Raw genomic sequence first — 26,255 nt, forward strand, 5'->3', positions numbered from 1 at the left:
ATTTATGAACGTTTTACGGTGCAGCGGCTCAAATCTTCCATACCCCTGAAAAATGTGAGGCATGTCATGGACCCGAAAACCAACGGCAAGAAAACCGCAAGCCTGAGTGTTCGACGATTGATGTTGCCTGCGATTGTTTTTGGTTGGCTGATCTCTCAGGCGGCACTGGCGGGAGGTAATGGAGATGCCGCGGTGGGCGGTGGTCTTGGTGGGGTGTTGGGCAACGTTGTCGGTGGTCAGGTGGGCGGCAGCACGGGGGCAGCGATTGGTGCCGGTGTCGGCGGAGCGGCCGGCAGTGCCATTGCCGCGCCCAAGCGCAGTCGCACCGAAGCAGCCGTAGGCGGTGGTTTGGGCGCGGCGGGTGGATCGGTGGTCGGCAACAGTCTTGGCGGTTCGACCGGATCGGCCATCGGTGCAGGCCTGGGCGGTGCAGCCGGCGGTGCGATCGGCAATGATCTGGGGAGTGACAGTGGTCATTCCCATTCCGGTAACGGTCATAAACACTCGAACAAGCACCACAAAAAGCATCACTAGTTGAGCGAGGCATCCCATGACTGCGAAAAGCGAAGGCAAGGAAGAAAAGGGCTCGGGCGGACTGTCACCTATCAACGATCCCGGCAATGAAGATCCGGGATCGCTGATGGATGATGCGACGGTGCCGCTTAACGATGCTGATGATTTGGGCGATGTGGGGAATGTCGAGTTTGAAGATGAGGAAGAGGACGAAGACTGATCGAGCTGAGTTGGCGGATTGACTGGTTGTCCAGCTGAACGAACGCGTCCATCGACCGCCGGACGATCCCGATGATCGGGACGATGGCGCGGGTGAGCCAGCTATTACGAAACGACAGTGAGCAAGCCTGGGCCCCGATTCACTTCGTCAAGGCGTCGGCCCGAGGGATTCAAAACCGGTTGAAAACATTTCCCGGGGCTCCCTCGAGTCTGCGCGATACGCGTATTTGTTCGAAAGTTTTGGAGAGGGTACACCAGGCTCCCCCACATCAACCTTTGCCCCTCCTTCCCCATACGGCGTCGAGCATCCCTGCTTGTTCGCTTGCGTGCAATTCCCGCCCAATCCCAATGGGTCCACCCACCCCGTCGGGTTCCGGGTGTACCGATACGGGTTCAACCCATCGGCCAGCTTGACCGGATCCGGAGTCAGATAACGACCGAAGTCGGGATGGTAGTAGCGATGCCGGTTGTAGTGCAGGCCGCTCTCGGCGTCGAAGTATTGCCCCTGAAACCGTAGCGGCTGTTCGAATCGTTCGCCGTCGCCGTGGCTGACTTCGCGGAGTTTGCCGTGGGCGGTGTATTTCACCGACCAGACGATGGCGCCACGATAGCTGGTCAGTTCCAGCGGGGTGCCGAGGTGGTCGAGTTGGTAGTAGAGCGGGCAGGCGTCTACCTGTCCCTTGCCGGCAAGCAGCGCCAGCGGGCGGAAGCTGCCGGGTTCATAAACGTAACTGCGGTAGTGCCGAGGAGCGCTTTCGGCGATGAGCTGGTCGCCTTGCCAGAAGAATTGCGTGGTCTGGCCGTCGACGGTTTTGCGGATGCGCCGGCCGAAGGCGTCGTAGCGGTAGCTGACACTTTTACCGTCCGGGGTGCTGATACTGATCAGGCGGTGCTGGCTGTCGTAGGCGTATTTACTGACCTGGGGCGGCATACCGCGGTGTTCACGGATCAGGTTGCCGAAGGCGTCGTAGACGTAGTGACTGTTGCAGTGGCGACGCAGACGGTTGCCCTGGAGCACGAACGGGCCCGGACGGCCGTGGATCTGCAGGTTGCCGGCCGGGTCATGGGTGAAGTTCTCCGCGAACTGGTCGCGGGCGTGGCGTACGCCGGTCAGGCGGTCGAGCGCATCGTATTGATAGTGGCGTTGGCCCTGACGGCTGTCGGCAATCTGCAGGAGATTGCCCTTGGCGCTGTAGGCATACTCGCGACGGTACAGCGGTCGTTGCTTTTGGCTGACGGCATGGACCTGCAAACGGCCTTGCTCGTCGTAGGCGTAATCGCTGAGCAGCTGGCCCTGTTGGCGTTGTTGTTCGCGGCCGCAGACCCAACGGTGGCTGGTCAGGCGCGTGCCATTGAGATTGATGGCGGTGAGGACGCCCCCCTTGGCATGGTGGTAGACAAGGACACAGCCGTCCGGCAGTCGCAGTCGCTTGAGCCGACCGCAGGCATCATAGCCGTAACGCAGGGTGCCCCAGCCCTGATACTCGGTGGTCAGACGCCCCTGGAGGTCGTATTCGAACGCAAGCGGGTGGTCCTGACCGTCATCGACGCGGACCAGTCGCCCGAAGTTGTCGTAGTGGTACTCGACCTTGACCCCGTCGGGCAGGGTCTTGAGCAATAAGCGCCCGGCGCTGTCACGTTGGTACTGTGTGACGAGTTGCGAACCGTCGTCACCGAACTCGGTTTTCTCCAGCAACTGGCCATTACCGTCATACGCATAGGTGGTACGTCGGCCATCGAAGTCGGTTTCCTGTCGGATCAACCCTCCTGGCGTGTACTCCAGCCGATAGGTGTCGCCGACCTCGTTTTCGATCTCGGTGATCAGTCGTTGCGCATGGTCGTAGCGGAACTTCAGTGCGCTGCCGTCGGGGTTGATCCGACGGCTGACCAAGTGCAGGTCGTCGGCGTATTCGTAACGGGTTACCCGCCCCAGTTCGTCGGTTTCGGCGGTGACCTGGCCGTAGGTGTTGTATCGATAGGCACGGCAGGCACCGGTGGGCAGCGTGGTCCGTGTCAGTCGACCCACGGCGTCCCACTCATAGCTGGTGACGGCACCGTGTTCGTCCTGCCGGGTAATCCGCCGGCCCAGCACATCGTAGGAAAAAGTGCGCTGGGCACCGTCCGGCAAGGTCTCCTCCAGCAGTTGCCCCAAGGCGTTCCAGACAAACCGGTGACCGCTCTGGTCGGGGAATCGGATTGTCAGCAAGCGCCCTTGCGGGTCGTAGACATAGCGGGTGATCTGCCCGTCCGAATCAGTAACGGCAGTGATATCGCCCTGGAGATTGCGCTGACAGGTCCACGTCTCCTGACCCCGCGTGCGGGTGTGCAGGAAACCGTAACGATACTCGCAGGACGTGGGCGCCTCATTCTGCGCAAGAAGCGTAACCAGCCGACCGACTTCGTCATATTGGTATTCGGTGACGGCGCCGAGGGCGTCCTGCTCGGCGATCAGGCGGCCTTGATCGTCGTAGGTGTAACGCGCCTCCATTTGCGTAAACGAGGCCCAATGATGGATGCAGCGGGCTGCCTTGCCGGTGCGTTCCCACGCCCAGAAGAAACTCGCGCCGCCGGCCAGTTGCCGTTGCAGGATGACGTGCTGCTCGTCGTAGTCATAGCGCTCGCTTTCACCCGCGGCGTTGGTTGCCTCGATCAAGCGCTGGCGGGCGTCGTAGCGGTAGCTGACCAGTGTCTGTTCGGTGCGCCAGGTGTTCGTCTCGGGATCGCCGCGCTGAAGCACCTGATAGTCGACGGCCACCAGGTGCTTGAGGTCGTAACGCAGCAATAAGGCGCGGTCGGCGCCGTTGTCCAGGCGTTGGATCCGGTCACAGCGGTCCCGTTGCACCGTCAGGCGGTTGCCGTAGGCGTCGCTGATCGCGCTGAGCCGGCCGTCATGAAAGTGGTAGAACCGCGCGCGGTCGCCGGCCGGGAAAAGGATCAGTTCGTCCGGCTCTTCGCCGAGGTAAATCGCCGCCCGCGACAGGCTGTTGTGGAGCTCCGGCCGCGTCGCCGTCGGCCGGGGAAAGAGCGTGCGGCGGTTTTCGGGGTCGATCCACAGTACCTTATCGCCGTGAAGTTCCAGTTGCTGGGACAGCGAATGGCTCCAGCCAAAACCGAGGCCGCTGTCGATATCGACGGCACTGGTGCGATAGAGGCGGGTGAAGTCGAAGGGCAGGATCCCGTCGAGGGTGCCGTCGGTCAGGGTCAGCAGTCCTTCGCCGGTAACCAACGACACCGGGCAGTTGTGTGTGGCAGTGCGCTCGGCGCTGTCGCCGTTGGGGTTTTTCGCCTGTCTGGAGGCGTCCTCGTGGCGTTCATGCCTGCCAGAGTGAAGTAACAGGGGACCGCTGGCGGGGCATGCCAATACCTCTTGGGGATCGAACATCTGCTGTCTTTCGCTTGGCGGAATGTGGAGCGCGAAACTCTGCGGGGGATCGGTGAGGAAATAAGTCGGGAAAGGTGGCGCTTGCTGTAGGGCGATTCGCCAAATCAGGGAAGGCCATTCGGCGTCGATCGGGATTTGATCATTGCCCTAAACCGGCGGCGCTCGCTATGCTGCTGAATCCTTTAATCCATGGGGCATCCGCCGTACCTGAGCTGCCCGGGATGCCTTAGAAAACGGATCAGATGCGATGAATGCACCACTGAAAGCATTCGGCCCGATCAAGGCCGTGATTTTCGATATGGACGGCTTGTTGCTGGATACAGAGGGCATCTACACCGAAGTCACGTCTATCATTGCCGCGCGCTACGGCCGGACGTTCGACTGGAGCATCAAACAGAACATCATTGGCCGAGGCGCGGGCGATCTGGCGCGCTATGTGGTTGAAGCGCTGGACTTGCCGATCACGGCGCAAGAATTTCTGGTGATCCGCGAGCCGCTGATGCGCGAGCGTTTTCCTACAGCGCAGGCAATGCCCGGCGCACAGGAGCTGGTACGGCATCTGAAGGCCAACAATATTCCCATCGCCGTGGGCACCAGTTCTTCGAGCCAGTCGTTCGGCCAGAAAACCACCTTGCACCGCGACTGGTTCGCCTTGTTCGACTTCATCGTCACCGCCGATGACCCCGAGGTGGGCGCGGCCAAGCCGGCACCGGATATTTTCCTGACGGCGGCGCGGCGCCTGGGTGTTGCACCGCAAGATTGCCTGGTGTTCGAGGATTCGCCCTTTGGTGTCACTGCGGCGAAAGCGGCGGGGATGACGGCGATTGCGATTCCGGATGCGGCAATGGCCGACGCCAGGTACGCACACGCCGATGGCATTCTTCGTACGCTGAAGGCGTTTGTGCCGAGTGCCTTTGGTTTGCCGGCGCTTGAGTGGACCTAGCTAAAAAAACGGGGCGACTCTGGCAAATGTGGGAGTGAGCCTGCTCGCGAAAGCGGTGTTTCAGACAACATCAACGTGTCTGATACTCCCTCTTCGCGAGCAGGCTCGCTCCCACAGTTATTGCAATTGACTGACGCGCATCAGGCGCCAAAGCCACCGTCGATGGTCAGGCTGGCTCCCGTGATGTAGCCGGCTTCAGGGCTGACGAGGTAGGCGACGAAGCTGGCGATCTCTTCGGCCTTGCCGTAACGGCCCACGGCCATCAACGGGATCAGGCTTTCCGCGAAGTCACCGTGGGCCGGGTTCATGTCGGTGTCGACCGGGCCCGGTTGCACGTTATTGATAGTGATGCCTTGCGGGCCGAGATCACGGGCCAGGCCTTTGGTCAGGCCGACCAGCGCCGACTTGCTCATGGCGTACGGACCGCCACCGGCGAAGGGCATGCGGTCGGCGTTGGTGCTGCCGATGTTGATGATGCGACCGCCTTCGGTCATGTGTCTGGCGGCGGCCTGGGTGGCGATGAACACGCTACGCACGTTAATGGCCAGGGTCTGGTCGAAGTCTTCGAGTTTGAACTCGGCCAGCGGTGCGACCGCCAGTACGCCGGCGTTGTTGACCAGGATATCCAGGCGACCGAAGGCTTCTACCGTGGCGGACACGGCACCGCGGATCGCCTCGGCGTCGGCACTGTCGGCCTTGATGGCCAGGGCCTTGCCGCCCTTGGCGGTGATGCTGTCTTGCAGTTCTTCAGCCTTGACCGTGGAACTGACATAAGTGAAGGCAACGGTCGCGCCTTCAGCAGCCAGGCGCTTGACGATGGCTGCACCGATGCCGCGGGAACCACCTTGAATCAATGCCACTTTGCCGCTGAGGTTCTGAGTAGTCATGTCAATCTCCAAGTTCCGAGGCGAGATGTCCCGGTTGATGGAGGCTAGTATCGATTCAGGATTACCTGCTGTGTAGACCATAATTGCGATAGTCTGTGTAAACCAAAAGTTTATAGTGGCGCCTATGGAAACCTTCAGCAGTATCGAATGCTTTGTGCGCAGTGCCGAGGTCGGCAGCTTTGCCGAGGCGGCGCGTCGCTTGAGCCTGACACCGGCGGCGGTGGGCAAGAGCGTTGCCAAGCTCGAGGCGCGCCTGGGTGTCAGATTGTTCCAGCGCAGCACTCGCAGCCTGACCCTGACGGAGGCCGGTCAGTTGTTTCTCGGCGAAGTCAGCGGCAGCCTGCACACCATCCAGAATGCCGTGGCCAATCTCGCCAGCGCCGGAGGTCAGCCGGCGGGCACTTTGAAAGTCAGCATGGGGACGGTGTTCGGCTGCCTGTACATTGTGCCGATGCTCGGCGAGTTTCTGCGGCGATTCCCGGCGATCAACCCGGACTGGCACTTCGACAACCGCCAGGTCGATCTGATCGGACAGGGGTTCGACGCGGCAATCGGCGGCGGCTTCGAATTACCCCAGGGCGTGGTGGCACGCCGGTTGAGTCCGGCGCATCGGGTATTGGTGGCTACGCAGGACTACCTGGAGACACATGCGGCGATCACCGAGCCGGATGACCTCAAGCACCATGACGGGATTCTGATCCGCTCGCCGCAGACCGGTCGGGTGCGCTCCTGGCAGTTGACCCATCGCAATCAGCAGCACAGCCCGTTGACGCTCAAGGCGCGGATGACCATGAGCGATTCCGAGGCGGCCTGCGCCACGGCCGCGCAGGGTCTGGGCATTGCGCTGGTGAGCATGCCGTTTGCCGCGGGCTATCTGGAGTCGGGCAGGTTGCAGCGGGTGTTGCCGGACTGGTACATCGATGATGGCTACACCTCCATCTATTACGCCGAACACAAACTGCTGCCTGGCAAGACCCGTGCGTTTGTCGAATTCGTCATTGAGCAGTTTGCCGAGCGGGGGTTGGGGCAGCGGTTTAGTGCGGTTTGAGGCAGGCTCAGGACCGAGGTGCGACCATCGCGGGCAAGCCACGCTCCCACAGGTTTTGCGTCGAACACATTACTGAGGTACGACGCAAAACCTGTGGGAGATTCTATGTTGCAGGGGAACCCTGCAGCCTTAAATTAGGTTGGTATTCGCTCTGATTTTTCATGAGGGCGAATGCCACCCGGCAAAGTTTGCGGGCGAGAATGACCAAGGCTTGGGTTTTGGCGAGACCTCTGGCCAAGTAGGACTCGTAGTACGGCCTCCAAGCGGGTGATCGACAAGCGGCCATTGCCGCGTTGTGCGCCAGACGGCGCAACTCTGCATCGCCTTTTTTGGACAGATGCCGAGGCCCGTTCTTCTTGCCTGAATCCTTTGCTCTCAGGTCCATACCCAAAAAGGCAATGAAAGCATCGCCGCTGGCGAATTGGCCACGCATGAAAGCGGTCGCCAAGCCAGTGGCCGTAAGCTCTCCAACTCCTTCAATGGCTTTGCAGCGCTTGATGTTTGCGGTGATGCCAGCCTCTCGACTGGCTTCGCGCAGCAACTTCTGAATGGCCTGCTCAGCTTGTTCGCAGGACTTCAGCAGCAGGGCCAATGTCTCTTGTAGAAGCGGTTCGCTGGACCAGCTCAGCGTGATACTGACACGCAACTTGATTAGCTCTGCACGTCGATGGAGCAGGCTTTTCAAGACCTTGTAGGTCTGCGGAGGTGGGCTCCAAATGCGCAACCGCTCCTGTTCGCTGCTCAGATAACGCGCTAGCAAACGCGCATCACAGGGGTCGGTCTTCGCCCGCTGGCCAATACTTTCGCGGTAATGACTGACCCGATAAGCATCCACAACGTAAACCCGATGGCCCATTTCGTGGGCCAGTTCGGCGGTGTCCAAGTGGTAGAGACTGGTCGCCTCCAGGGCAATCGAGCTGTGCGCTGGCAGCGTTTTGAGCCAGCGGCCAACAGCCTGCCGGTTGTTGTCGACGGTTTGAGTGTTTTTCGGGTCTTCGCGGTAAGCGACTATTGCGGCCTTGGCGACATCGATGCCAACCACTGTTGGCAAAGTAAGGATTGTCATGACGAATCCTCGGAGCTAGGGTTTAGGTGCTTGTCGGGGTCTACCGTTGCGCTGGCTTGCCTCTATCGTCGGTTTTACCGATGAATTCCTTATCGGCGCTTTGGGTAGAAAGGGCGGGACGAGAAGTCTCCCACGGTCCGTACTGGCTAGAGTCGGAATCGAGCTTTTAGTCCCGCCCACCCCTTCAAGTCTAAACATACAAGCGAGCTTGCTCGCGATTGGGGCACTGCGGTCTACCGGGCAAACCGCCCCGGCCAGCCAATGATGTTTTTCGGCCGTGGCGTCGCATAAGTCCGCACCTTCGACGTCGACAACCCCAACCGCACCAATGATTCGGCAATGGTCACCGCCGCCGTCACCCCATCCACCACCGGTACCCCGGTTCGCCGGCGAATCTGCTCGTCCAACCCGGCCATGCCGCCGCAGCCCAGGCAAATCACTTCGGCCTTGTCGTGGCTCACTGCCAGTTCGGCCTGATGCACGATGGCCTCCAGTGCGCGCTGCGGTTCGTGTTCCAGTTCCAGCACTGCCAAACCACTGGCCCGTACCGAGGCGCAACGGTCCCACAGGCCAGAGAGCTTGAGGCGATCTTCGATCAGCGGCACGGTGCGGTCGAGGGTGGTGACCACGGAATAGGCGTGACCGAGAAACATCGCCGTGCTGGCGGCGGCATCGGTGATGTCCACCACCGGCACATTGAGCAGTTCCTGCAAGCCTTCACGGCCGTGTTCGCCGTAGCCGGCCTGGATCACGGCGTCGAACGGCTGGTCGTAGGACATCACCCGGTCCATGACCGCGATGGCCGCCAGGTAACTTTCGAAGTTGCCTTCGATGGAGTCGGCGCCGAAGTGCGGGGTGAGGCCGACGATTTCCGTGCCGGGCGACGCGACGGCCTGCGCCGAGCGGGCGATGGCCTGGGTGATGGATTCGGTGGTGTTGACGTTGACCACGAGAATGCGCATGGGGAGTCCTTATTGCTGTTGGTTCTGCGGCCCGACAACACCGGGCCGCGACAGGATCAATGGCTGACGTTGTCGACCGCGATGGCTTCGCCGCTGACATCGGCGTAGTGCGGTTGGCGCTTGGCGATGATCAGGTAGAGCATCCCGGCGATGCCGGCACCAATCAGCCAGGAGAACGGCGATACGCTGTGGAAACCCGGCACCAAGGCCAGGACGATGGCGATCAGAGCGGCGGGAATGAACGCTGCCACGGCGCGCAAATTGACCCCGCGGCTGTAGTAATAAGGGCCGTTCGGGTCTTCGCTGTACAACTGCGGCACGTTGACCTGGCCTTTTCGCACCAGCCAGTAGTCGACCATGATCACCCCGTACAACGGGCCGAGCAGGGCGCCGAGGCCGGACAGGAAATACACGATCACCAGCGGGCTGTTGTAGAGGTTCCACGGCAGGATCAGCACGGCGATGGTCGCGCTTATCAGCCCGGCGCGGCGGAAGGTCAGGTACTTGGGCGCCAGGTTGCTGAGTACGAACGCCGGGGCGACGAAGTTGGCCATGATGTTCACCGCCACGGTGACGATCAGGAACGCCAGGCAGCCGAGCACCAGGAAGAAGGTATTGGGGATCGAGGCGATGATTTCGGTCGGGCTTTCGATGATCCGGCCATTGATCTGAAATTGCGCACCGCACAGCAGGACCGTGATGCCGGCGAACACCAGAATATTCACCGGCAGGCCCCAGAAATTTCCGACCTTGATGGTCTTGCGGCACGGCGAAGAGCGGGCGAAGTCGCAGAAGTTGAGGATCAAGGTGCCGTAGATCGCCAGCCACAACGCGCCACCGGCAAAGATATTGCGCCACATCTCACCGCCAGTCAGCGGCTCACGGATCGACCAGGCGATGGTCGCATCGGCCTGGGTGTACATCCAGGCGGCAAGGGCGGCGACGGTCAGCAGAATCACCGGGCCGGCAAACGCCTCGTAGCGCCGCACCATCTCCATGCCATAGGCAAGGATCGCCAGTTGCACGAACCAGATCGCGACGAAACACACCCAGCCCAGGGTCGACAGGCCGAGGATCGAGTCGTGGTCGTAGTCGGCGAACCCGGGATGGACCGCCGTCAACAGCACGCGAAAGACCACGGACGCAAGGTACGTCTGGATACCGAACCAGGCGATGGCGATAACGGCGCGGATCAATGCAGGAATCTGCGCACCGTGAATGCCGAAACTGATCCGGCTGATGACCGGAAACGGCACCCCGGTTTTCTGGCCCATGTAGCCAGACAGGTTCATGAAGAAGTAAACCAGCGCCGCGCCGATCCCCAGGGACAACAGAATCTGCCAGCCGCCCAAGCCAAGGGCATACAGGCCGATGGCAAACGAGTAGTTGGCAATGTTGTGCACATCGTTGGTCCACAGGGCAAAGATGCTGTAGCGGCCCCAGCGTCGGCCTTCGGACTTGGTCGGTGCCAGGTCCTTGTTGTGCAATCGGGGACTGAGTACCACGGGGGCGTGATGCGCCTGATTGTCGGCGGTGTGAGTGGATTGGGAGGAGGGTAGATCCAGCGCGATGTTGTTATTGGAGAGACTAGTACGCATTCCGGCAGGCTCCTGATGTTCGACGCCGCGATGACTGTGCATGAGCGTTGGCTCGACAAATCTTCGTCGCGGGTGGCGAATATCACTGGTTACGGGGCATCTGCAGCCTGTACGGGATAGGGCGCTTCAGGCTTGCGGATCTAAAGTGTGTGTATGTTTTGAATTGATTGTATACAAAACATGTATGCACTAAAGCCAGATCCATGCCAGTCAGAAGTTCTATGAAAGGCGCTGCTCATTTCGTTTTGTTATGGCTTTTCGCCAAGCTACTGAAAAATAGTCAATATAAATTGACTGTTTGATCAGGTATTTATTTTTGGAAGGGGTTCAGGAAGGCGTAGCGGCGCGAGTCAGGCGTCGGAATGTAACTTTTGGGGGCGCAGAAACTAAAAGTGCACACATAAATGGCACCGATGGTGACATTCTTGTGTACACATTTTTGAAGCTGCAGATAACACTGTAGGAGCGAGCCTGCTCGCGATGGTCGTCAACGATAACGCGGGGTGCCTGATACCCCGCTGCGTTCTCGGGTTCATCGTCGGAACGCCGCCCGGAGCAGGCTCGCTCCTACAGTGGGTTTACGCTTTGGATTTGCTGATGATATTCCCCGCATGCAGCCCGCACTCCTTCTGCGTCGCTTCTTCCCACCACCAGCGGCCTTCGCGCTCATGCTGGTTCGGCAGCACCGGGCGGGTGCAGGGTTCGCAGCCGATGCTGATGAAGCCGCGTTCGTGCAGGCTGTTGTACGGCAACTCCAGCATGCGGATGTAGCCCCAGATCTCTTCGCTGGTCATTTGTGCCAGCGGGTTGAACTTGTACAGGGTGCGTTCCGGGGTGGAGAACGCGGTGTCGATTTCCATCACCGCGACGGCGCTGCGGGTGCCGGGGCTCTGGTCCCGGCGCTGGCCGGTGGCCCAGGCCGTTACGCCAGAGAGCTTGCGGCGCAGCGGTTCGATCTTGCGGATGCCGCAGCATTCGCCATGGCCGTCCTTGTAGAAGCTGAACAAGCCTTTTTCCTTCACGAAGGGTTCGAGTTTCGTGTAGTCCGGCGACACCAGCTCGATGTCGATCTTGTAGTGCTCGCGCACCTGATCGATGAAGCGGTAGGTCTCGGGGTGCAGGCGGCCGGTGTCGAGGCTGAACACTTTGACGTTCTTGTTCAGCTTCCAGGCCATGTCCACCAGCACCACATCCTCGGCGCCGCTGAAAGATATCCACAGGTCATCGCCGAACTCGGCGAACGCGAGTTTGAGAATGTCCTGGGCGGACTTGTTGGCATAGGTCGTGGCGAGTTCCACGACGTCGAACGTTGGGCTCATCAGGGCGGCTTCCTACAGGTCGGTGGCGCTGGGCGCTCTATATGGGGTCGATGGTAACAAAAAGCTGCGCGGGCCGGGGCATCCTCTGCGTTGCGCAGGCAAGCCCGAGTCGCTAGAGTTCGGCAGTCTTTTTGCTCGCTCGACTCAATAATCAATACAAATGGGAGTGTCTTGTGGAAATTGCCTGTCTGGATCTTGAAGGTGTGCTGGTCCCGGAAATCTGGATCGCCTTCGCCGAAAAAACCGGGATCGAAGCCCTCAGGGCCACCACCCGGGACATTCCCGACTACGACGTGCTGATGAAGCAGCGCCTGCGGATTCTCGACGAGCACGGCCTGAAGCTCTCCGACATCCAGGAAGTGATCGCCACGCTCAATCCGCTGGACGGCGCCATCGAATTCGTCGATTGGCTGCGCGAGCGCTTCCAGGTGGTGATCCTGTCGGACACCTTCTATGAGTTCTCCCAGCCGTTGATGCGCCAGCTGGGCTTCCCGACCTTGCTCTGCCATCGCCTGATTACTGACGACACCGGGCGAGTCACTGACTATCAACTGCGTCAGAAAGATCCAAAACGTCAGTCGGTCCTGGCCTTCAAGAGCCTCTACTACCGGGTGATCGCGGCGGGGGATTCCTACAACGACACCACGATGCTGGGCGAGGCCGATGCCGGGATTCTGTTCCATGCGCCGGATAACGTGATTGCGCAGTTCCCGCAGTTCCCGGCGGTGCATACGTTTGAGGAGCTGAAGCAGGAGTTTATCAAGGCTTCGAATCGGACCTTGAGCCTGTAACTCGATCCCCTGTGGCGAGGGGGCTTGCCCCCGTTCGGCTGCGCAGCAGTCGCAAACCGGTACACGTGTTCTATCTGAGGATGCGCGGTCTTAGGTATTGGGGTCGCTTCGCGACCCAACGGGGGCAAGCCCCCTCGCCACAAAAGCGGTGTGTCAGAGGTTTTGTAAGGTATCGAGCAGCACCTTCACCTTGGTGATCGACTCCTGATACTCAGCCTGCCACTCTGAGTCCGCGACAATCCCGCCACCGCCCCAGCAACACACCTGCCCGTCCTTGACCAGCAAACTGCGGATGGCGATGGAACTGTCCATTTCGCCGCGCACGTCCAGATAGATCAATGAACCGCAATACAGGCCGCGCCGGGTCGGTTCCAGCTCGTCGATAATCTGCATGGCGCGAATCTTTGGCGCGCCGGTAATCGAGCCGCCGGGGAAGCTGCCGGCGATCAGGTCCAGGGCGTCGCGGTCATCCGCCAGTTCACCGGTGACGCTGCTCACCAGGTGGTGCACGTTCGGATAGCTTTCCAGGCTGAACAATTCCGGCACCCGTACCGAGCCGGTGCGGCAGGTGCGACCGAGGTCATTGCGCAGCAGGTCGACAATCATCAGGTTTTCCGCGCGGTCCTTGGGGCTGGCCAGGAGTTCGGCGGCGTTCGCGGCGTCTTGCTCAGGCGTCAGGCCTCGCGGGCGTGTGCCCTTGATCGGGCGGGTTTCCACATGGCCCTGGCTGACTTTGACGAAGCGCTCCGGCGACAGGCTGAGTACGGCATCGCCATCAGGCAAGCTCTGGAAGCCGGAAAAAGGCGTCGGACACGCTGCGCGCAGTGCGCAGTAGGCGGCCCATGGATCACCCTGGCAGGGTGCGCGAAAACGCTGGGCGAAGTTGACCTGATAACAGTCGCCGGCCTGAATGTATTGCTGGATGCGCTCGATGGCCTGTTGATACTCGTCAGCGCTCAAGTCGGCAGTCATAGGGGTGAGCAGTTTGAAGGGCGCGACCTCTTGCGGTGCAGGCTGGCTGAACAGTTCGATCAGGCGCTGACGCTCGCTGTCGGGCAGGGTCGGGTGGAACACCAATTGACTGGTCAGCGACAGGTGATCGCTGATCAATGCCCAGCCGTACAAGCCGAAACGCGCGTCAGGCAGATGCAGGTCGTCACGGGCCTGGCTCGGCAGGCGCTCCAGATGTCGGCCGAAGTCGTAACTCAGGTAGCCGATCAATCCACCGGCAAACGGCAACTCATGAGGTGCCGGTAGAGTGGCTTCGCCCAGGCGTGTCAGGTTATCGCGCAGGCGTTGCAGGAAAGCGTCGCCACTTTCGTCGGGCGATACCGTCAGTTGCTCCAATGGCCAGGCGCTGAGCAGGTCATAGCGACCGCGGTCGGCGCTGGGGCGTCCGCTGTCGAGCAGGACGGCGCCAGGGGCATGGCGAATCGCCGCGAAATATTCGGCGGGGTTGGCGCGATAGGGCAGCGGGTGTACGGAGCAGGTCAACATGGGCGGGGGAAGTCAGCCATCGAGGCGGGGTGGCGATTGTAGTCCTCTGCAGGATTTGGTCCTAGAGGGATGTCGGAAAGAGGCATGTGGCCGCACACTCTTGTGGCGAGGGGGCTTGCCCCCGTTCGGCTGCGCAGCAGTCGCAAACCCGGTTAACTCGGTCTAGCTGATAAACCAGAGGCGGATGGATTGGGGCCGCTACGCAACCCAACGGGGGCAAGCCCCCTCCCCACAAGGGATCAGCCTTCGACCGCAGGAATATGCCCAAACATCTCCTGCACAAACGCCATGCGCTCTTCGACCGTTTCGGTCACGCCACGAGCCTTGAGGTCTTCCAGTCGCGCCTCGACCGCATGAGTGCGCAGCGTCAGGCCGCAGTCATTGGCAATCTGGATATTCAGCCCCGGTCGGGCGTTGAGCTCCAGAATCAGCGGGCCTTTTTCCTGGTCCAGGACCATGTCGACACCGATGTAGCCCAGGCCGCACAACTCATAGCAACCAGCGGCGAGTTTCATGAAACCGTCCCAGTAGGGCAGTTGCACGCCATCCACTGCGTTCGTGGTGTCCGGGTGTTTGTTGATGATGTTGTTCAGCCAGGTGCCGCGCAGGGTCAGGCCGGTGGCCAGGTCCACGCCGACACCGATGGCGCCCTGGTGCAGGTTGGCCTTGCCGTTGGACTGGCGCGTCGGCAGGCGCAACATGGCCATTACCGGGTAGCCCATCAACACAATGATGCGAATGTCCGGCACGCCTTCATAGCTGATGCTCTTGAAGATCTGGTCCGGAATCACCCGGTATTCGATCAGCGCCCGGTCGCGGTGACCGCCCAGGGAGTACAGGCCGGTCAGGATGCTGGAAACCTGATGCTCGATTTCTTCATGGCTGATGATCCTGCCGGACACCGTTCGATAACGCCCTTCAAAGCGGTCGGCGATGACCAGGATGCCATCGCCGCCAGCGCCCTGGGCCGGTTTGATCACGAAATCACTGCGTGCGCCGATGATCTGTTCGAGGTTGTCTATTTCCTTCTCGGTGGAAATTACGCCATACAGCTCGGGCACGTGGATGCCGGCGGCGATGGCGCGTTCCTTGGTGATGATCTTGTCATCGACGATCGGGTACAGGCTGCGCTTGTTGTACTTGAGCACGTAGTCTGCGTTGCGCCGATTGATCCCCATGATGCCCCGGGCTTCCAGGGCCTTCCAGGTCTTCCAGAGGCCGAACATCAGGCGTCAACCTTTTTCAGGAAGGCCTTGAAGCGCACCAGTTCGGTCAAGCGATAACCGCGATAACGCCCCATGGACAGCATGAAACCTACCAGGATCAGCAGAATCGCCGGGAAAGTGAATACGAAGTACACCAGTTCCGGCACGGTCATGATCAGATGCGCCAGGGAGGCTGCGAACAGCGTGCCGATGGCCACTTTCATGGCATGGCCACCGCCGCGCTCTTCCCAGGTGATCGACAGGCGTTCGATGGTCATGGTCAGGATCACCATCGGGAACAGCGCGACCGACAAGCCGCGCTCCAGGCCGAGTTTATGACTGAGCAGGCTGATGGCCGCAATCAGCACCACCACGAACGTCAGCACCACCGACAACCTCGGCAGCATTTGCAGTTTCAGGTGTTCGAGGTAGGAGCGCAGCGACAGGCCCAGCGCCGTGATGATGGTAAACAGCACGATACCGAAGCCGAGCTGGGTTTCGCGGAAGGCCAGGGCGATCAGCACCGGGGTGAAGGTACCCAGGGTCTGGATGCCGATCAGGTTGCGCAGGATCAGGATCACCAGCACGCCGATCGGGATCATCACCATGATCATGAAGGTCTGCTGGGTTTGCAGCGGCAGGCCGTACAGCGAGTACTCGAGGAAGTTGGCGTCGGTGTTTTCGTCGGTCAGCTTGGCCAGGCGAATGGCGTTCATTTCGCTGTTGTTCAGACTGAAGGTCACGTTGGCTTTCTTGCCGCCATCGACGGTGATCAGGTTTTCGTCGCCGGTCCACCACAGCAGGCGGTCGGTCGGCAGGCCCTGTTCACCGGATTCCGGGTTGAAGTACAGCCAGTCGGTGCCATTGAAACTGCGCAGCCACAGTTCCGGCATTTGCGGCTGGTCAGCCACCAGGCGGATGGTGTGGACCTTCTCGATCGGCACGTGGGCGATGGACAGCAGCAACTCGACGATTTTCGCCTTGTGCGCGGCGGATGGATCACCGGCCAGCAGCAGTTTCACGTTGTCGTCGTTGAGGTTGTTGACCCGCTTGATGGCTTCGCCGACGAAGGTTTCGACGTCGGCCGAGTGTTGGCGAATCGGTGCGAGCAGGGCTTCGGCGGCGATTTTTTCCGGGCCTTCGATGGTGATGCTGTCGCGAAAGGTCGGGCCTTTGATCTTGGCTTTCTCGCCGGAATAGCGCTTGGTCAGTACCAGGCGGTAATACAGCGTCTGGTTGCCTTTGGCCCGGCGTGCCGACCAGGTGACCTTGCGGTTGCCGTCGACCCGGTTCACGGCCACGCCGTAGTTGTTGGAGATGAAGCTCTCGTTGAGGCTGACGAAGTCGCGGCTCAGCGGAGGCACGAACATCTGGATCTTGACCGGGTCCTTGGCGCTGGCGACGAACTCGACCTTGGCGTCGATGTTCCACAGGTCGTCGGTGGCGTCTTCGGTCACGGGGATGCCCAGCACGAAGATCTGATAGGCCGTAACTGAAATGCCCAGCACCACCAGGATGGCGATCAGCAGTTTCAGGTGAAGGGTAAGAGAGCGCATTTGAATTACTCGGCGGTATGAGCGTCGGTGGTGCAGGCAGGTTTGCCGGCAGCATATTTAAGGCTGGGGTCAACCAGTGCATCGAAGCGTTTGAGCGCTTCGGAGCCAATCAGTAGCGGGTATTGGAAAGCGCTGCGGTCGGTCAGGTTCACTTCGATGCTGCGCAGGGCCGAGCCCATGCAGATGTCCAGTTCGATCACCGGGCGGGCCGTGTACTTCTTGCCTTCCTCCGGGTCGTAGTCGCCGGCCCTGCGCTTGATCTTGCTGACACGGGCCAGCGGGCGTTCGATCGGGTGCGAATGGGCGGTGTCGATGGCCAGATAAAAACGCACCCACGACTCGCCGTTGCGTTTGAAGCGTTTGATATCCCGTGCACTCAGGGAAGCGGTTTTCGCCCCGGTGTCGAGTTTGGCCGCCACTTCCAGATCGATGCCATTGAGCGATGCGTACTCATTGAGGCCATACACGGTCTTTTCCCCGGCCATTGCGAAGCCGGGCAGGCAAAGAAAATAAAGGAAGGCAGGGAAGGGCTTGAGTCTCATAAATCCTGGTGCGCAGCGGTCCGACTTGATTCAAGGCCCTGGCATCACTGCGCAAGCTCCCTCGTATGCCTGGCAGAGTTTTATGACAGGCAGTGCAGATGTGACAAACAAATGCGGGCGGCATTCTAGCACGGTGGCTTGATGGCGCCAGCGCTGGCCGGTGGCTATAAATAGACGGGTTGCGTCGTTATGGTGCAGCCGGTTATCAAAAGATTGTCGACAATATCTATTTATCCTTTGACTGGCGCGCCTGTATTCGTTAGTTTTTACGGCATTGGCTTACAAGGTGTCGACAATATGCTGGATCAACTCGATCCCCCGGTTTCTACGCAAGACGATACGGAGACGCTTTCCGAGAACGTCTTCCGACGCATTCAGGCGGCTATCGTCAAAGGCGAGATCGCGCCGGGCAGCAAAATCTCCGAACCGGAACTGGCGCGCACCTACGGCATCAGCCGTGGCCCGTTGCGCGAGGCCATCCACCGTCTGGAAGGCCAGCGCCTGCTGGTTCGCGTGCCGCATGTCGGCGCTCGGGTGGTGTCGCTCAACCACGCCGAACTGATTGAGCTATACGAAATCCGCGAATCCCTGGAAGGCATGGCCTGTCGCTTGGCCGCCGAGCGCATGAGCCTCGAAGAAATCGACGAGCTGCGTCGGGTCCTGGAAACCCACGAGCGCGATGAGGCGTTTCAGGCCGGGAGAGGCTACTACCAGCAGGAAGGCGATTTCGACTTCCATTACCGAATCATTCAGGGCAGCGGCAACCGCACGCTGACCCAAATGCTCTGCGGCGAGCTGTATCAACTGGTGCGCATGTACCGCATCCAGTTTTCCACCACGCCCAATCGCCCGCACCAGGCGTTCGCCGAGCACCACCGAATTCTCGATGCCATCGCCGACCGTGACGGTGAACTGGCCGAGTTGTTGATGCGCCGTCACATCGGCGCCTCCAAACGCAACATCGCCCGTCATTACCAGGACGGCGCCAACCCGACAGCCAAACGAGGTGAGTCATGAGTTTGAACAAGAGCACTCCAGGCCAGCGTTTCCGCGATGCGGTCGCCAGCGAGCATCCATTGCAAGTGGTCGGTGCGATCAATGCCAACCATGCGCTGCTGGCCAAGCGCGCCGGTTTCAAGGCGATCTACCTGTCGGGTGGCGGGGTGGCTGCCGGCTCCCTCGGCGTGCCGGACCTGGGCATCACCGGTCTGGATGACGTGCTGACCGACGTACGGCGTATCACCGATGTTTGCGACCTGCCATTGCTGGTGGACGTGGACACCGGTTTCGGTTCCTCGGCGTTCAACGTCGCTCGCACCGTCAAGTCGATGATCAAGTTTGGCGCCGCAGCGATTCATATCGAAGACCAGGTCGGTGCAAAGCGCTGCGGTCACCGTCCTAATAAAGAAATCGTGACCCAGCAGGAAATGGTCGACCGCATCAAGGCCGCCGTCGATGCGCGTACCGACGACAGCTTCGTGATCATGGCCCGTACCGACGCCCTGGCGGTGGAAGGCCTGGAGTCTGCCCTGGATCGCGCCGCCGCGTGTATCGAGGCCGGCGCCGACATGGTGTTCCCGGAAGCCATCACTGAACTTGAAATGTACAAGCTGTTCGCCAACCGCGTGAAAGCGCCGATCCTGGCCAACATCACCGAATTCGGCGCGACGCCGCTGTACACCACCGAGCAACTGGCCGCTGCCGACGTATCCCTGGTGCTGTACCCGCTGTCGGCGTTCCGCGCCATGAACAAGGCGGCGGAAAACGTCTACACCGCGATCCGTCGCGATGGCACGCAACAGAACGTCATCGACACCATGCAGACTCGCATGGAGCTTTACGATCGCATCGACTACCACACCTTCGAGCAGAAGCTCGATGCGTTGTTCGCCGCGAAAAAGTAAGTCGAATAACTCCCTAATAAATTCAAGAAACTGGAGGCAGAAATGGCCGAAGCAAAAGTACTCAGTGGCGCCGGGCTCCGTGGCCAGGTAGCCGGGCAAACCGCACTGTCCACCGTGGGCCAGTCGGGTGCCGGTCTGACCTATCGTGGTTATGACGTTCGTGAACTGGCGGCAGACGCGCAGTTTGAAGAAGTCGCTTACCTGCTGCTGTACGGCGAACTGCCGAGCAAGGCGCAACTGGCAGCCTACGTTGCCAAGCTGAGCAAGCTGCGCGACCTGCCGCAAGCGCTGAAAGAAGTGCTGGAACGCATCCCTGCCGACGCCCACCCGATGGACGTGATGCGCACTGGCTGCTCGTTCCTGGGCAACCTGGAGCCGGAGAACAACTTCTCCGAGCAACACGACAAGACCGACCGCCTGCTGGCCGCGTTCCCGGCGATCATGACCTACTGGTATCGCTTCAGCCACGAAGGCAAGCGCATCGAATGCGTGAGCGACGAGCCGTCCATCGGCGGCCACTTCCTGCACCTGCTGCACGGCAAGAAGCCGAGCGAGCTGCACGTGAAAGTGATGAACGTTTCGCTGATCCTCTACGCGGAGCACGAGTTCAACGCGTCGACTTTCACCGCACGTGTTTGCGCGTCGACCCTGTCCGACCTGTATTCGTGCATCACCGCGGCCATCGGCTCGCTGCGCGGCCCGCTGCACGGCGGCGCCAACGAAGCGGCGATGGAAATGATCGAGCGCTTCTCGTCGCCGGAAGATGCGATCAAAGGCACCCTCGGCATGCTGGAGCGCAAGGACAAGATCATGGGCTTCGGTCACGCGATCTATAAGGACAACGATCCGCGCAACGAGGTGATCAAGGGCTGGTCGAAAAAGCTCGCCGACGAAGTGGGCGACAAGGTGTTGTTCCCGGTCTCCGAAGCCATCGACAAGACCATGTGGGAGCAGAAGAAACTGTTCCCGAACGCCGACTTCTACCATGCCTCGGCGTACCACTTCATGGGCATCCCGACCAAGTTGTTCACACCGATTTTCGTCTGCTCGCGCCTGACCGGCTGGGCCGCCCACGTGTACGAACAACGTGCCAACAACCGCATCATCCGTCCAAGCGCCGAGTACACCGGCGTTGAACAGCGCAAGTTCGTACCAATCGAACAACGCTGAATGGTGGAGGCTAAGCACTGATATTGAAGTTCACCGAAAACCCTGTGGGAGCGGGCTTGCCCGCGATAGCGGCGGGTCAGTCGACATACCTGTTGGATGTGACTCAGTCATCGCGGGCAAGCCCGCTCCCACAGTGGATAGTGTGACCTTCAGTACTGGTGCCAGGCCCCACCTTTTGTAACTACCGTGACCGAGTCCTGACGATGAACACTCAATTCCGTAAACCGCTGCCCGGCAGCAAACTGGATTACTTCGACGTCCGCGCGGCAGTCGAGGCGATCCAGCCCGGCGCCTACGACACCCTGCCGTACACCTCCCGTGTGCTGGCGGAAAACCTTGTGCGTCGCTGCGACCCGGCCACGCTCACCGAATCCCTGAAGCAATTCATCGAGCGCAAGCGCGACCTCGACTTCCCGTGGTTCCCGGCCCGCGTGGTGTGCCACGACATTCTCGGTCAGACCGCTTTGGTCGACCTGGCCGGCCTGCGTGACGCCATCGCCCTGCAAGGCGGCGACCCGGCGCAAGTCAACCCGGTGGTGCCGACGCAACTGATCGTCGACCACTCCCTGGCCGTCGAGCGTGGTGGCTTCGATCCGGAAGCGTTCGAGAAGAACCGCGCCATCGAAGACCGTCGCAACGAAGACCGTTTCCACTTCATCAACTGGACCAAGAAGGCGTTCAAGAACGTCGACGTGATCCCGCCGGGCAACGGCATCATGCACCAGATCAACCTGGAGAAAATGTCTCCGGTGATCCAGGTGCGTGACGGCGTGGCCTTCCCTGATACCTGCGTCGGCACCGACAGCCACACCCCGCACGTCGATGCGTTGGGCGTGATCGCCATCGGTGTCGGTGGTCTCGAAGCCGAAAGCGTGATGCTCGGCCGCGCATCGTGGATGCGCCTGCCGGAAAGCGTTGGCGTCGAACTGACTGGCAAGCTGCAACCGGGCATCACCGCCACCGACATGGTGCTTGCGCTGACCGAGTTCCTGCGCAAGCAAAAAGTCGTTGGCGCGTGGCTGGAGTTCTTCGGCGAAGGTGCATCGGCGCTGACCCTCGGCGACCGCGCGACCATCTCCAACATGGCCCCGGAATACGGCGCCACCGCGGCGATGTTCTACATCGACCAGCAAACCATCGACTACCTCAAGCTCACCGGCCGTGAAGACGAGCAGGTGCAGTTGGTCGAGAACTACGCCAAGCAGACCGGCTTGTGGGCTGACAGCCTCAAGGGTGCGCAATACGAGCGCGGCCTGACGTTCGATCTGTCCTCGGTCGTGCGCAACATGGCTGGCCCAAGCAACCCACACGCCCGTGTAGCGGTTGCGGATCTGGCGGCCAAAGGCATCGCCGGTCAGTGGGACGACGTGCCTGGCCAAATGCCGGACGGCGCGGTGATCATCGCGGCCATCACCAGCTGCACCAACACCAGCAACCCGCGCAACGTAATCGCTGCCGGCCTGCTGGCGCGCAACGCCAACAAGCTCGGCCTGACCCGCAAGCCGTGGGTCAAGTCGTCCCTGGCACCGGGTTCGAAAACCGTCGCGCTGTACCTCGACGAAGCCGGCCTGACCAATGAGCTGGACAAACTTGGCTTCGGCGTCGTCGCCTTCGCCTGCACCACTTGCAACGGCATGTCCGGTGCACTGGACCCGGTGATCCAGCAAGAGATCATCGACCGCGACCTGTACGCCACTGCCGTGTTGTCCGGCAACCGTAACTTCGACGGCCGGATTCACCCGTACGCCAAGCAAGCGTTCCTGGCGTCGCCGCCATTGGTGGTCGCTTACGCCATCGCCGGTACCATCCGTTTCGACATCGAAAAAGATGTGCTGGGCGTGGTCGACGGCAAGGAAATCCGCCTGAAAGACATCTGGCCGAGCGACGAAGAAATCGACGCAGTGGTCAAGGCCTCGGTGAAGCCGGAGCAGTTCCGTCAGGTCTACATTCCAATGTTCGCCATCCACGAAGACACCGGCCCGAAAGTCGCGCCGCTGTACGACTGGCGCGAAATGAGCACCTACATCCGCCGTCCGCCGTACTGGGAAGGCGCGCTGGCCGGCGCCCGTCCGCTCAAGGGCATGCGCCCGCTGGCGGTACTGCCGGACAACATCACCACCGATCACCTGTCGCCGTCCAACGCCATCATGCTTGACAGCGCCGCCGGCGAATACCTGGCGAAAATGGGCCTGCCGGAAGAGGACTTCAACTCTTACGCGACTCACCGTGGTGACCACCTGACTGCGCAACGCGCGACCTTCGCCAACCCGAAACTGTTCAACGAAATGGTTCTGGAAAACGGCAAGGTCAAGCAGGGTTCGCTGGCCCGTGTCGAGCCGGAAGGCAAAGTGATGCGCATGTGGGAAGCCATCGAAACCTACATGGATCGCAAGCAGCCGCTGATCATCATCGCCGGCGCCGACTACGGTCAGGGTTCGTCCCGCGACTGGGCGGCGAAGGGCGTGCGTCTGGCCGGTGTGGAAGCGATTGCCGCCGAAGGTTTCGAGCGCATTCACCGCACCAACCTGGTGGGCATGGGCGTGTTGCCGCTGGAGTTCAAACCGGGCACCAACCGCCATACCCTGGCCATCGACGGCAGCGAAACCTACGACGTGATTGGCGACCGCACTCCGCGTGCAGACCTGACGCTGGTGATCCATCGCACGAACGGCGAACGCGTCGATGTGCCGGTGACCTGCCGCCTCGACACCGCTGAAGAAGTGTCGATCTACGAGGCCGGTGGCGTGCTGCAACGCTTCGCCCAGGACTTCCTCGAAGAATCGGCGGTTGCCGTTTAACACAAGCAGTACAGACACGGGACTTCAGGTCCCGTGTCTCATTTAAAGGAGTAACGAGCACCATGGCTCACGCAGCTACTTTTCCAAAGCAAATAAGGATACCCGCAACCTACATGCGCGGCGGCACCAGCAAAGGCGTGTTTTTCAGCCTCAAGGATTTGCCTGAAGCGGCACAGGTCCCGGGCCCGGCCCGCGATGCTTTATTGCTGCGGGTGATCGGCAGCCCGGATCCGTACGACAAACAAATCGACGGCATGGGCGGCGCGACCTCCAGCACCAGCAAAACCGTGATCCTGTCGAAAAGCATCAAGGCTGATCACGACGTCGACTACCTGTTCGGTCAGGTGTCGATCGACAAGCCCTTCGTGGATTGGAGCGGCAACTGCGGCAACCTGTCGGCGGCGGTCGGTTCGTTCGCCGTCAGCAATGGCCTGGTGGACGCCAGCCGCATCCCGCACAACGGCGTGGCGGTGGTTCGCGTGTGGCAGGCCAATATCGGCAAGACCATCATCGCCCACGTGCCGATCACCAATGGTGAAGTACAGGAAACCGGTGATTTCGAACTCGACGGCGTGACCTTCCCGGCGGCCGAAGTGCAGATCGAGTTCCTCGACCCGGCGGCGGACGAAGAGGGCGGTGGCGGTTCCATGTTCCCTACCGGCAACCTGGTGGATGACCTCGAAGTACCCGGGGTCGGTACCTTCAAGGCGACCATGATCAATGCCGGCATCCCGACGATTTTCGTCAATGCCGAAGACATCGGCTACAAGGGCACCGAATTGCAGGGCGCGATCAATGGCGACCCGAAAGCCTTGCTGATGTTCGAAACCATCCGCGCTTACGGCGCATTGCGCATGGGCCTGATTTCCAATATCGACGAAGCGGCCAAGCGCCAACACACGCCAAAAGTGGCCTTCGTGGCCAAGCCGGCGGACTACGTTTCGTCCAGCGGCAAAGCCATTGCGGCAGGCGATGTCGACCTGTTGGTGCGTGCGCTGTCCATGGGCAAGCTGCACCACGCAATGATGGGCACGGCGGCCGTCGCAATCGGCACGGCGGCAGCGATCACCGGCACTCTGGTCAACCTCGCGGCGGGCGGGATCGAACGCAACGCGGTGCGCTTCGGCCATCCGTCCGGCACTTTGCGCGTCGGCGCCGAAGCCAGCCAGGTCAACGGCGAATGGACCGTGAACAAAGCCATCATGAGCCGCAGTGCGCGGGTGTTGATGGAAGGGTTTGTGCGGGTGCCGGGTGATTCTTTCTAACCGACATTAATTCCCTTCAGGGTGAATCGAACATGAGTGCCAACGTCGACCTGAACAACCGCCCCGACTACGACAAGGTCCTGCAGGACATTGCCGATTACGTTCTCAACTACAAGATCGAGTCCGCAGAGGCGCTGGATACCGCGCGCAACTGTCTGATCGATACCTTGGGTTGCGGCCTGCTGGCCCTGCGTTTTCCCGAGTGCACCAAGCATTTGGGACCCGTGGTGGAAGGCACTGTCGTGCCGTTCGGCGCCCGGGTGCCGGGGACCGGTTACCGACTCGATCCGGTGAAGGCGGCGTGGGACATCGGCTGCATTGTGCGTTGGCTCGACTATAACGACACCTGGCTCGCGGCGGAGTGGGGGCATCCGTCGGACAACCTCGGCGGCATTCTCGCGGTAGCCGACCATTTATCACAAAAGCACCTGGCTAATGGCGTGGCACCGCTGACCATGCGTACAGTGCTTGAAGCGATGATCATGGCCCACGAGATTCAAGGCGTGATCGCCCTGGAAAACTCGTTCAACCGTGTCGGCCTCGATCACGTGATTCTGGTCAAAGTCGCCTCAACCGCGGTCACCGCCAAGCTGATGGGCGCCAATCGCGAGCAGATGTTGTCGGCGTTGTCCCACGCCTTTGCCGACGGTCAGGCCCTGCGCACGTACCGGCATGCGCCGAATGCCGGCTCGCGCAAGTCCTGGGCGGCGGGTGATGCGTCCAGTCGTGGCGTGCGATTGGCGGATATTGCGATGCGTGGCGAGATGGGTATTCCCGGCGTGTTGAGTGCCAAGCAGTGGGGGTTTTACGACGTATTGTTCAGCCACACCAACAATGACCTGGCGCTCAAGCCTGAAGACAAGCGCGGCTTCAGTTTTTCGCGGCCGTACGGCAGTTATGTGATGGAAAATGTGCTGTTCAAGATCAGTTTTCCGGCCGAGTTTCACGCGCAAACCGCATGTGAAGCGGCGGTGACCCTGCATCCGCAAGTGCGCAATCGTCTGCACGAAATCGACCGGATCGTCATTACCACTCATGAGTCGGCGATTCGCATTATTTCCAAGGTCGGCCCGCTGGCCAATGCCGCCGACCGCGATCACTGCATCCAGTACATGACTGCCGTGCCGCTGGCCTTCGGCAATCTGGTGGCGGAGCACTATGAGGACGATTTCCACAAAGCACATCCGATCATCGATGTGCTGCGCGACAAGATGGTTATCGTCGAGGAACCACGTTACACCCGTGAATATCTGGAGGCCGACAAGCGCTCGATTGCCAATGCGCTGCAGGTGTTTTTCAAGGACGGTTCGAGCACGGAAAACGTCGTCGTGGAATACCCGATTGGGCATCGTCGGCGCCGGACTGAAGGTATCCCGTTGCTGGAGGACAAGTTCAAGGCGAACGTGCTGACACGATTCGCGGGGCAGCGCAGCGAGGAAATTTTCGAGTTGTGCAAGGATCAGGCGAGGCTTGAGGCGACAGCGGTGAACCGGTTTGTGGATTTGTTTGTTATCTAGGAGACCGAGTTATCGTTCATCGCGAGCAAGCCCGCTCCCACAGGGGATCTGCTGTGAACACAAAATTTGTGTA

Annotated in this window: 21 protein-coding genes; 11 read left to right on the top strand and 10 right to left on the bottom strand. The window is 60.7% G+C overall.

Translation table 11 applies throughout. The features are described 5' to 3' along the window. Positions 1–66 precede the first annotated feature (66 nt). Positions 67–534: a hypothetical protein gene (locus tag AC3IX1_RS09035; protein ID WP_489387897.1), complete on the top strand. Its 468-nt coding sequence runs from the start codon at positions 67–69 to the stop codon at positions 532–534. 16 nt (positions 535–550) lie between these two features. After that, complete coding sequence (locus AC3IX1_RS09040; RefSeq protein ID WP_489387898.1) at positions 551–733, top strand: hypothetical protein; 183 nt, start codon at positions 551–553, stop codon at positions 731–733. 147 nt (positions 734–880) lie between these two features. On the opposite strand, the gene AC3IX1_RS09045 is transcribed toward AC3IX1_RS09040, so the two are convergent. Then, positions 881–4,114, bottom strand: coding sequence for an RHS repeat-associated core domain-containing protein (locus AC3IX1_RS09045; protein ID WP_489387899.1), 3,234 nt, complete (start codon positions 4,112–4,114; stop codon positions 881–883). Positions 4,115–4,361: 247 nt separating this feature from the next. On the opposite strand from AC3IX1_RS09045, the gene AC3IX1_RS09050 reads away from it, so the two are divergent. Then, a complete protein-coding gene (locus tag AC3IX1_RS09050) occupies positions 4,362–5,057 on the top strand; it encodes an HAD-IA family hydrolase (RefSeq protein ID WP_489387900.1) in 696 nt (231 codons plus the stop codon). A gap of 140 nt (positions 5,058–5,197) precedes the next feature. On the opposite strand, the gene AC3IX1_RS09055 is transcribed toward AC3IX1_RS09050, so the two are convergent. Beyond that, on the bottom strand, positions 5,198–5,944 hold the full coding sequence (locus AC3IX1_RS09055) for a 3-oxoacyl-ACP reductase family protein (RefSeq protein ID WP_489387901.1): 747 nt from the start codon (positions 5,942–5,944) through the stop codon (positions 5,198–5,200). Positions 5,945–6,068: 124 nt separating this feature from the next. On the opposite strand from AC3IX1_RS09055, the gene AC3IX1_RS09060 reads away from it, so the two are divergent. After that, on the top strand, positions 6,069–6,992 hold the full coding sequence (locus tag AC3IX1_RS09060; RefSeq protein WP_489387902.1) for a LysR family transcriptional regulator: 924 nt from the start codon (positions 6,069–6,071) through the stop codon (positions 6,990–6,992). 103 nt (positions 6,993–7,095) lie between these two features. On the opposite strand, the gene AC3IX1_RS09065 is transcribed toward AC3IX1_RS09060, so the two are convergent. The 4 genes from AC3IX1_RS09065 to AC3IX1_RS09080 form a co-directional block, all read right to left on the bottom strand. Continuing rightward, a complete protein-coding gene (locus AC3IX1_RS09065) occupies positions 7,096–8,058 on the bottom strand; it encodes an IS110 family transposase (protein ID WP_489387903.1) in 963 nt (320 codons plus the stop codon). Positions 8,059–8,291: 233 nt separating this feature from the next. After that, entirely contained in the window at positions 8,292–9,020 is a 729-nt protein-coding gene (locus AC3IX1_RS09070; RefSeq protein WP_489387904.1) for an aspartate/glutamate racemase family protein, read from the bottom strand. Between the two features lie 56 nt (positions 9,021–9,076). Further along, the gene (locus AC3IX1_RS09075) at positions 9,077–10,618 is read right to left on the bottom strand and encodes an NCS1 family nucleobase:cation symporter-1 (protein ID WP_489387905.1); all 1,542 of its coding nucleotides are present in this window, start codon (positions 10,616–10,618) and stop codon (positions 9,077–9,079) included. A gap of 578 nt (positions 10,619–11,196) precedes the next feature. Next, on the bottom strand, positions 11,197–11,937 hold the full coding sequence (locus AC3IX1_RS09080; protein ID WP_057715715.1) for a phosphoadenylyl-sulfate reductase: 741 nt from the start codon (positions 11,935–11,937) through the stop codon (positions 11,197–11,199). A 173-nt stretch (positions 11,938–12,110) separates the two neighbouring features. Between AC3IX1_RS09080 and thrH the strand changes: the two genes are divergently transcribed. Then, complete coding sequence (gene thrH / locus AC3IX1_RS09085; RefSeq protein ID WP_489387906.1) at positions 12,111–12,728, top strand: bifunctional phosphoserine phosphatase/homoserine phosphotransferase ThrH; 618 nt, start codon at positions 12,111–12,113, stop codon at positions 12,726–12,728. Between the two features lie 153 nt (positions 12,729–12,881). Here thrH and pabB read toward each other — a convergent pair whose 3' ends face one another. The 4 genes from pabB to rloA form a co-directional block, all read right to left on the bottom strand. Beyond that, complete coding sequence (gene pabB / locus AC3IX1_RS09090) at positions 12,882–14,225, bottom strand: aminodeoxychorismate synthase component I (RefSeq protein ID WP_489387907.1); 1,344 nt, start codon at positions 14,223–14,225, stop codon at positions 12,882–12,884. 239 nt (positions 14,226–14,464) lie between these two features. Beyond that, a complete protein-coding gene (locus AC3IX1_RS09095; protein ID WP_489387908.1) occupies positions 14,465–15,451 on the bottom strand; it encodes an alpha-L-glutamate ligase-like protein in 987 nt (328 codons plus the stop codon). After that, positions 15,451–16,986, bottom strand: coding sequence for an osmotic stress tolerance membrane protein RloB (rloB, locus tag AC3IX1_RS09100; protein WP_489387909.1), 1,536 nt, complete (start codon positions 16,984–16,986; stop codon positions 15,451–15,453). The genes AC3IX1_RS09095 and rloB overlap by 1 nt, the downstream gene beginning before the upstream one ends. 5 nt (positions 16,987–16,991) lie before the next feature. After that, on the bottom strand, positions 16,992–17,528 hold the full coding sequence (rloA, locus tag AC3IX1_RS09105; protein ID WP_116261799.1) for a retropepsin-like aspartic peptidase RloA: 537 nt from the start codon (positions 17,526–17,528) through the stop codon (positions 16,992–16,994). A 297-nt stretch (positions 17,529–17,825) separates the two neighbouring features. Between rloA and AC3IX1_RS09110 the strand changes: the two genes are divergently transcribed. The 6 genes from AC3IX1_RS09110 (at position 17,826) to prpD (ending at position 26,182) form a co-directional block, all read left to right on the top strand. Further along, positions 17,826–18,545 carry a GntR family transcriptional regulator gene (locus tag AC3IX1_RS09110; protein ID WP_218431358.1) on the top strand — a complete coding sequence of 240 codons (720 nt, stop codon included), beginning with the start codon at positions 17,826–17,828 and terminating at the stop codon, positions 18,543–18,545. Next, entirely contained in the window at positions 18,542–19,432 is an 891-nt protein-coding gene (prpB, locus tag AC3IX1_RS09115) for a methylisocitrate lyase (protein ID WP_008017616.1), read from the top strand. The genes AC3IX1_RS09110 and prpB overlap by 4 nt, the downstream gene beginning before the upstream one ends. 42 nt (positions 19,433–19,474) lie before the next feature. After that, positions 19,475–20,602 (top strand): bifunctional 2-methylcitrate synthase/citrate synthase, encoded by a 1,128-nt coding sequence (gene prpC / locus AC3IX1_RS09120; protein WP_489387910.1) that lies wholly within the window; start codon positions 19,475–19,477, stop codon positions 20,600–20,602. Positions 20,603–20,805: 203 nt separating this feature from the next. Then, a complete protein-coding gene (gene acnD, locus AC3IX1_RS09125; RefSeq protein ID WP_489387911.1) occupies positions 20,806–23,400 on the top strand; it encodes a Fe/S-dependent 2-methylisocitrate dehydratase AcnD in 2,595 nt (864 codons plus the stop codon). Positions 23,401–23,462: 62 nt separating this feature from the next. Further along, positions 23,463–24,665 (top strand): 2-methylaconitate cis-trans isomerase PrpF, encoded by a 1,203-nt coding sequence (prpF, locus tag AC3IX1_RS09130; RefSeq protein WP_489387912.1) that lies wholly within the window; start codon positions 23,463–23,465, stop codon positions 24,663–24,665. Between the two features lie 32 nt (positions 24,666–24,697). Beyond that, a complete protein-coding gene (gene prpD, locus AC3IX1_RS09135; RefSeq protein ID WP_489387913.1) occupies positions 24,698–26,182 on the top strand; it encodes a 2-methylcitrate dehydratase in 1,485 nt (494 codons plus the stop codon). The last annotated feature ends 73 nt before the right edge of the window (positions 26,183–26,255 follow it).

Source organism: Pseudomonas sp. KH_046_2 (assembly GCF_057838985.1).

Bases quoted from the DNA above. Each gene is read 5' to 3' on its own strand.
- AC3IX1_RS09035 (WP_489387897.1), top strand. From the start codon at position 67: ATGGACCCGAAAACCAACGGCAAGAAAACCGCAAGCCTGAGTGTTCGA.
- AC3IX1_RS09040 (WP_489387898.1), top strand. From the start codon at position 551: ATGACTGCGAAAAGCGAAGGCAAGGAAGAAAAGGGCTCGGGCGGACTG.
- AC3IX1_RS09045 (WP_489387899.1), bottom strand. From the start codon at position 4,114: ATGTTCGATCCCCAAGAGGTATTGGCATGCCCCGCCAGCGGTCCCCTG.
- AC3IX1_RS09050 (WP_489387900.1), top strand. From the start codon at position 4,362: ATGAATGCACCACTGAAAGCATTCGGCCCGATCAAGGCCGTGATTTTC.
- AC3IX1_RS09055 (WP_489387901.1), bottom strand. From the start codon at position 5,944: ATGACTACTCAGAACCTCAGCGGCAAAGTGGCATTGATTCAAGGTGGT.
- AC3IX1_RS09060 (WP_489387902.1), top strand. From the start codon at position 6,069: ATGGAAACCTTCAGCAGTATCGAATGCTTTGTGCGCAGTGCCGAGGTC.
- AC3IX1_RS09065 (WP_489387903.1), bottom strand. From the start codon at position 8,058: ATGACAATCCTTACTTTGCCAACAGTGGTTGGCATCGATGTCGCCAAG.
- AC3IX1_RS09070 (WP_489387904.1), bottom strand. From the start codon at position 9,020: ATGCGCATTCTCGTGGTCAACGTCAACACCACCGAATCCATCACCCAG.
- AC3IX1_RS09075 (WP_489387905.1), bottom strand. From the start codon at position 10,618: ATGCGTACTAGTCTCTCCAATAACAACATCGCGCTGGATCTACCCTCC.
- AC3IX1_RS09080 (WP_057715715.1), bottom strand. From the start codon at position 11,937: ATGAGCCCAACGTTCGACGTCGTGGAACTCGCCACGACCTATGCCAAC.
- pabB (WP_489387907.1), bottom strand. From the start codon at position 14,225: ATGTTGACCTGCTCCGTACACCCGCTGCCCTATCGCGCCAACCCCGCC.
- AC3IX1_RS09095 (WP_489387908.1), bottom strand. From the start codon at position 15,451: ATGTTCGGCCTCTGGAAGACCTGGAAGGCCCTGGAAGCCCGGGGCATC.
- rloB (WP_489387909.1), bottom strand. From the start codon at position 16,986: ATGCGCTCTCTTACCCTTCACCTGAAACTGCTGATCGCCATCCTGGTG.
- rloA (WP_116261799.1), bottom strand. From the start codon at position 17,528: ATGAGACTCAAGCCCTTCCCTGCCTTCCTTTATTTTCTTTGCCTGCCC.
- AC3IX1_RS09110 (WP_218431358.1), top strand. From the start codon at position 17,826: ATGCTGGATCAACTCGATCCCCCGGTTTCTACGCAAGACGATACGGAG.
- prpB (WP_008017616.1), top strand. From the start codon at position 18,542: ATGAGTTTGAACAAGAGCACTCCAGGCCAGCGTTTCCGCGATGCGGTC.
- prpC (WP_489387910.1), top strand. From the start codon at position 19,475: ATGGCCGAAGCAAAAGTACTCAGTGGCGCCGGGCTCCGTGGCCAGGTA.
- acnD (WP_489387911.1), top strand. From the start codon at position 20,806: ATGAACACTCAATTCCGTAAACCGCTGCCCGGCAGCAAACTGGATTAC.
- prpF (WP_489387912.1), top strand. From the start codon at position 23,463: ATGGCTCACGCAGCTACTTTTCCAAAGCAAATAAGGATACCCGCAACC.
- prpD (WP_489387913.1), top strand. From the start codon at position 24,698: ATGAGTGCCAACGTCGACCTGAACAACCGCCCCGACTACGACAAGGTC.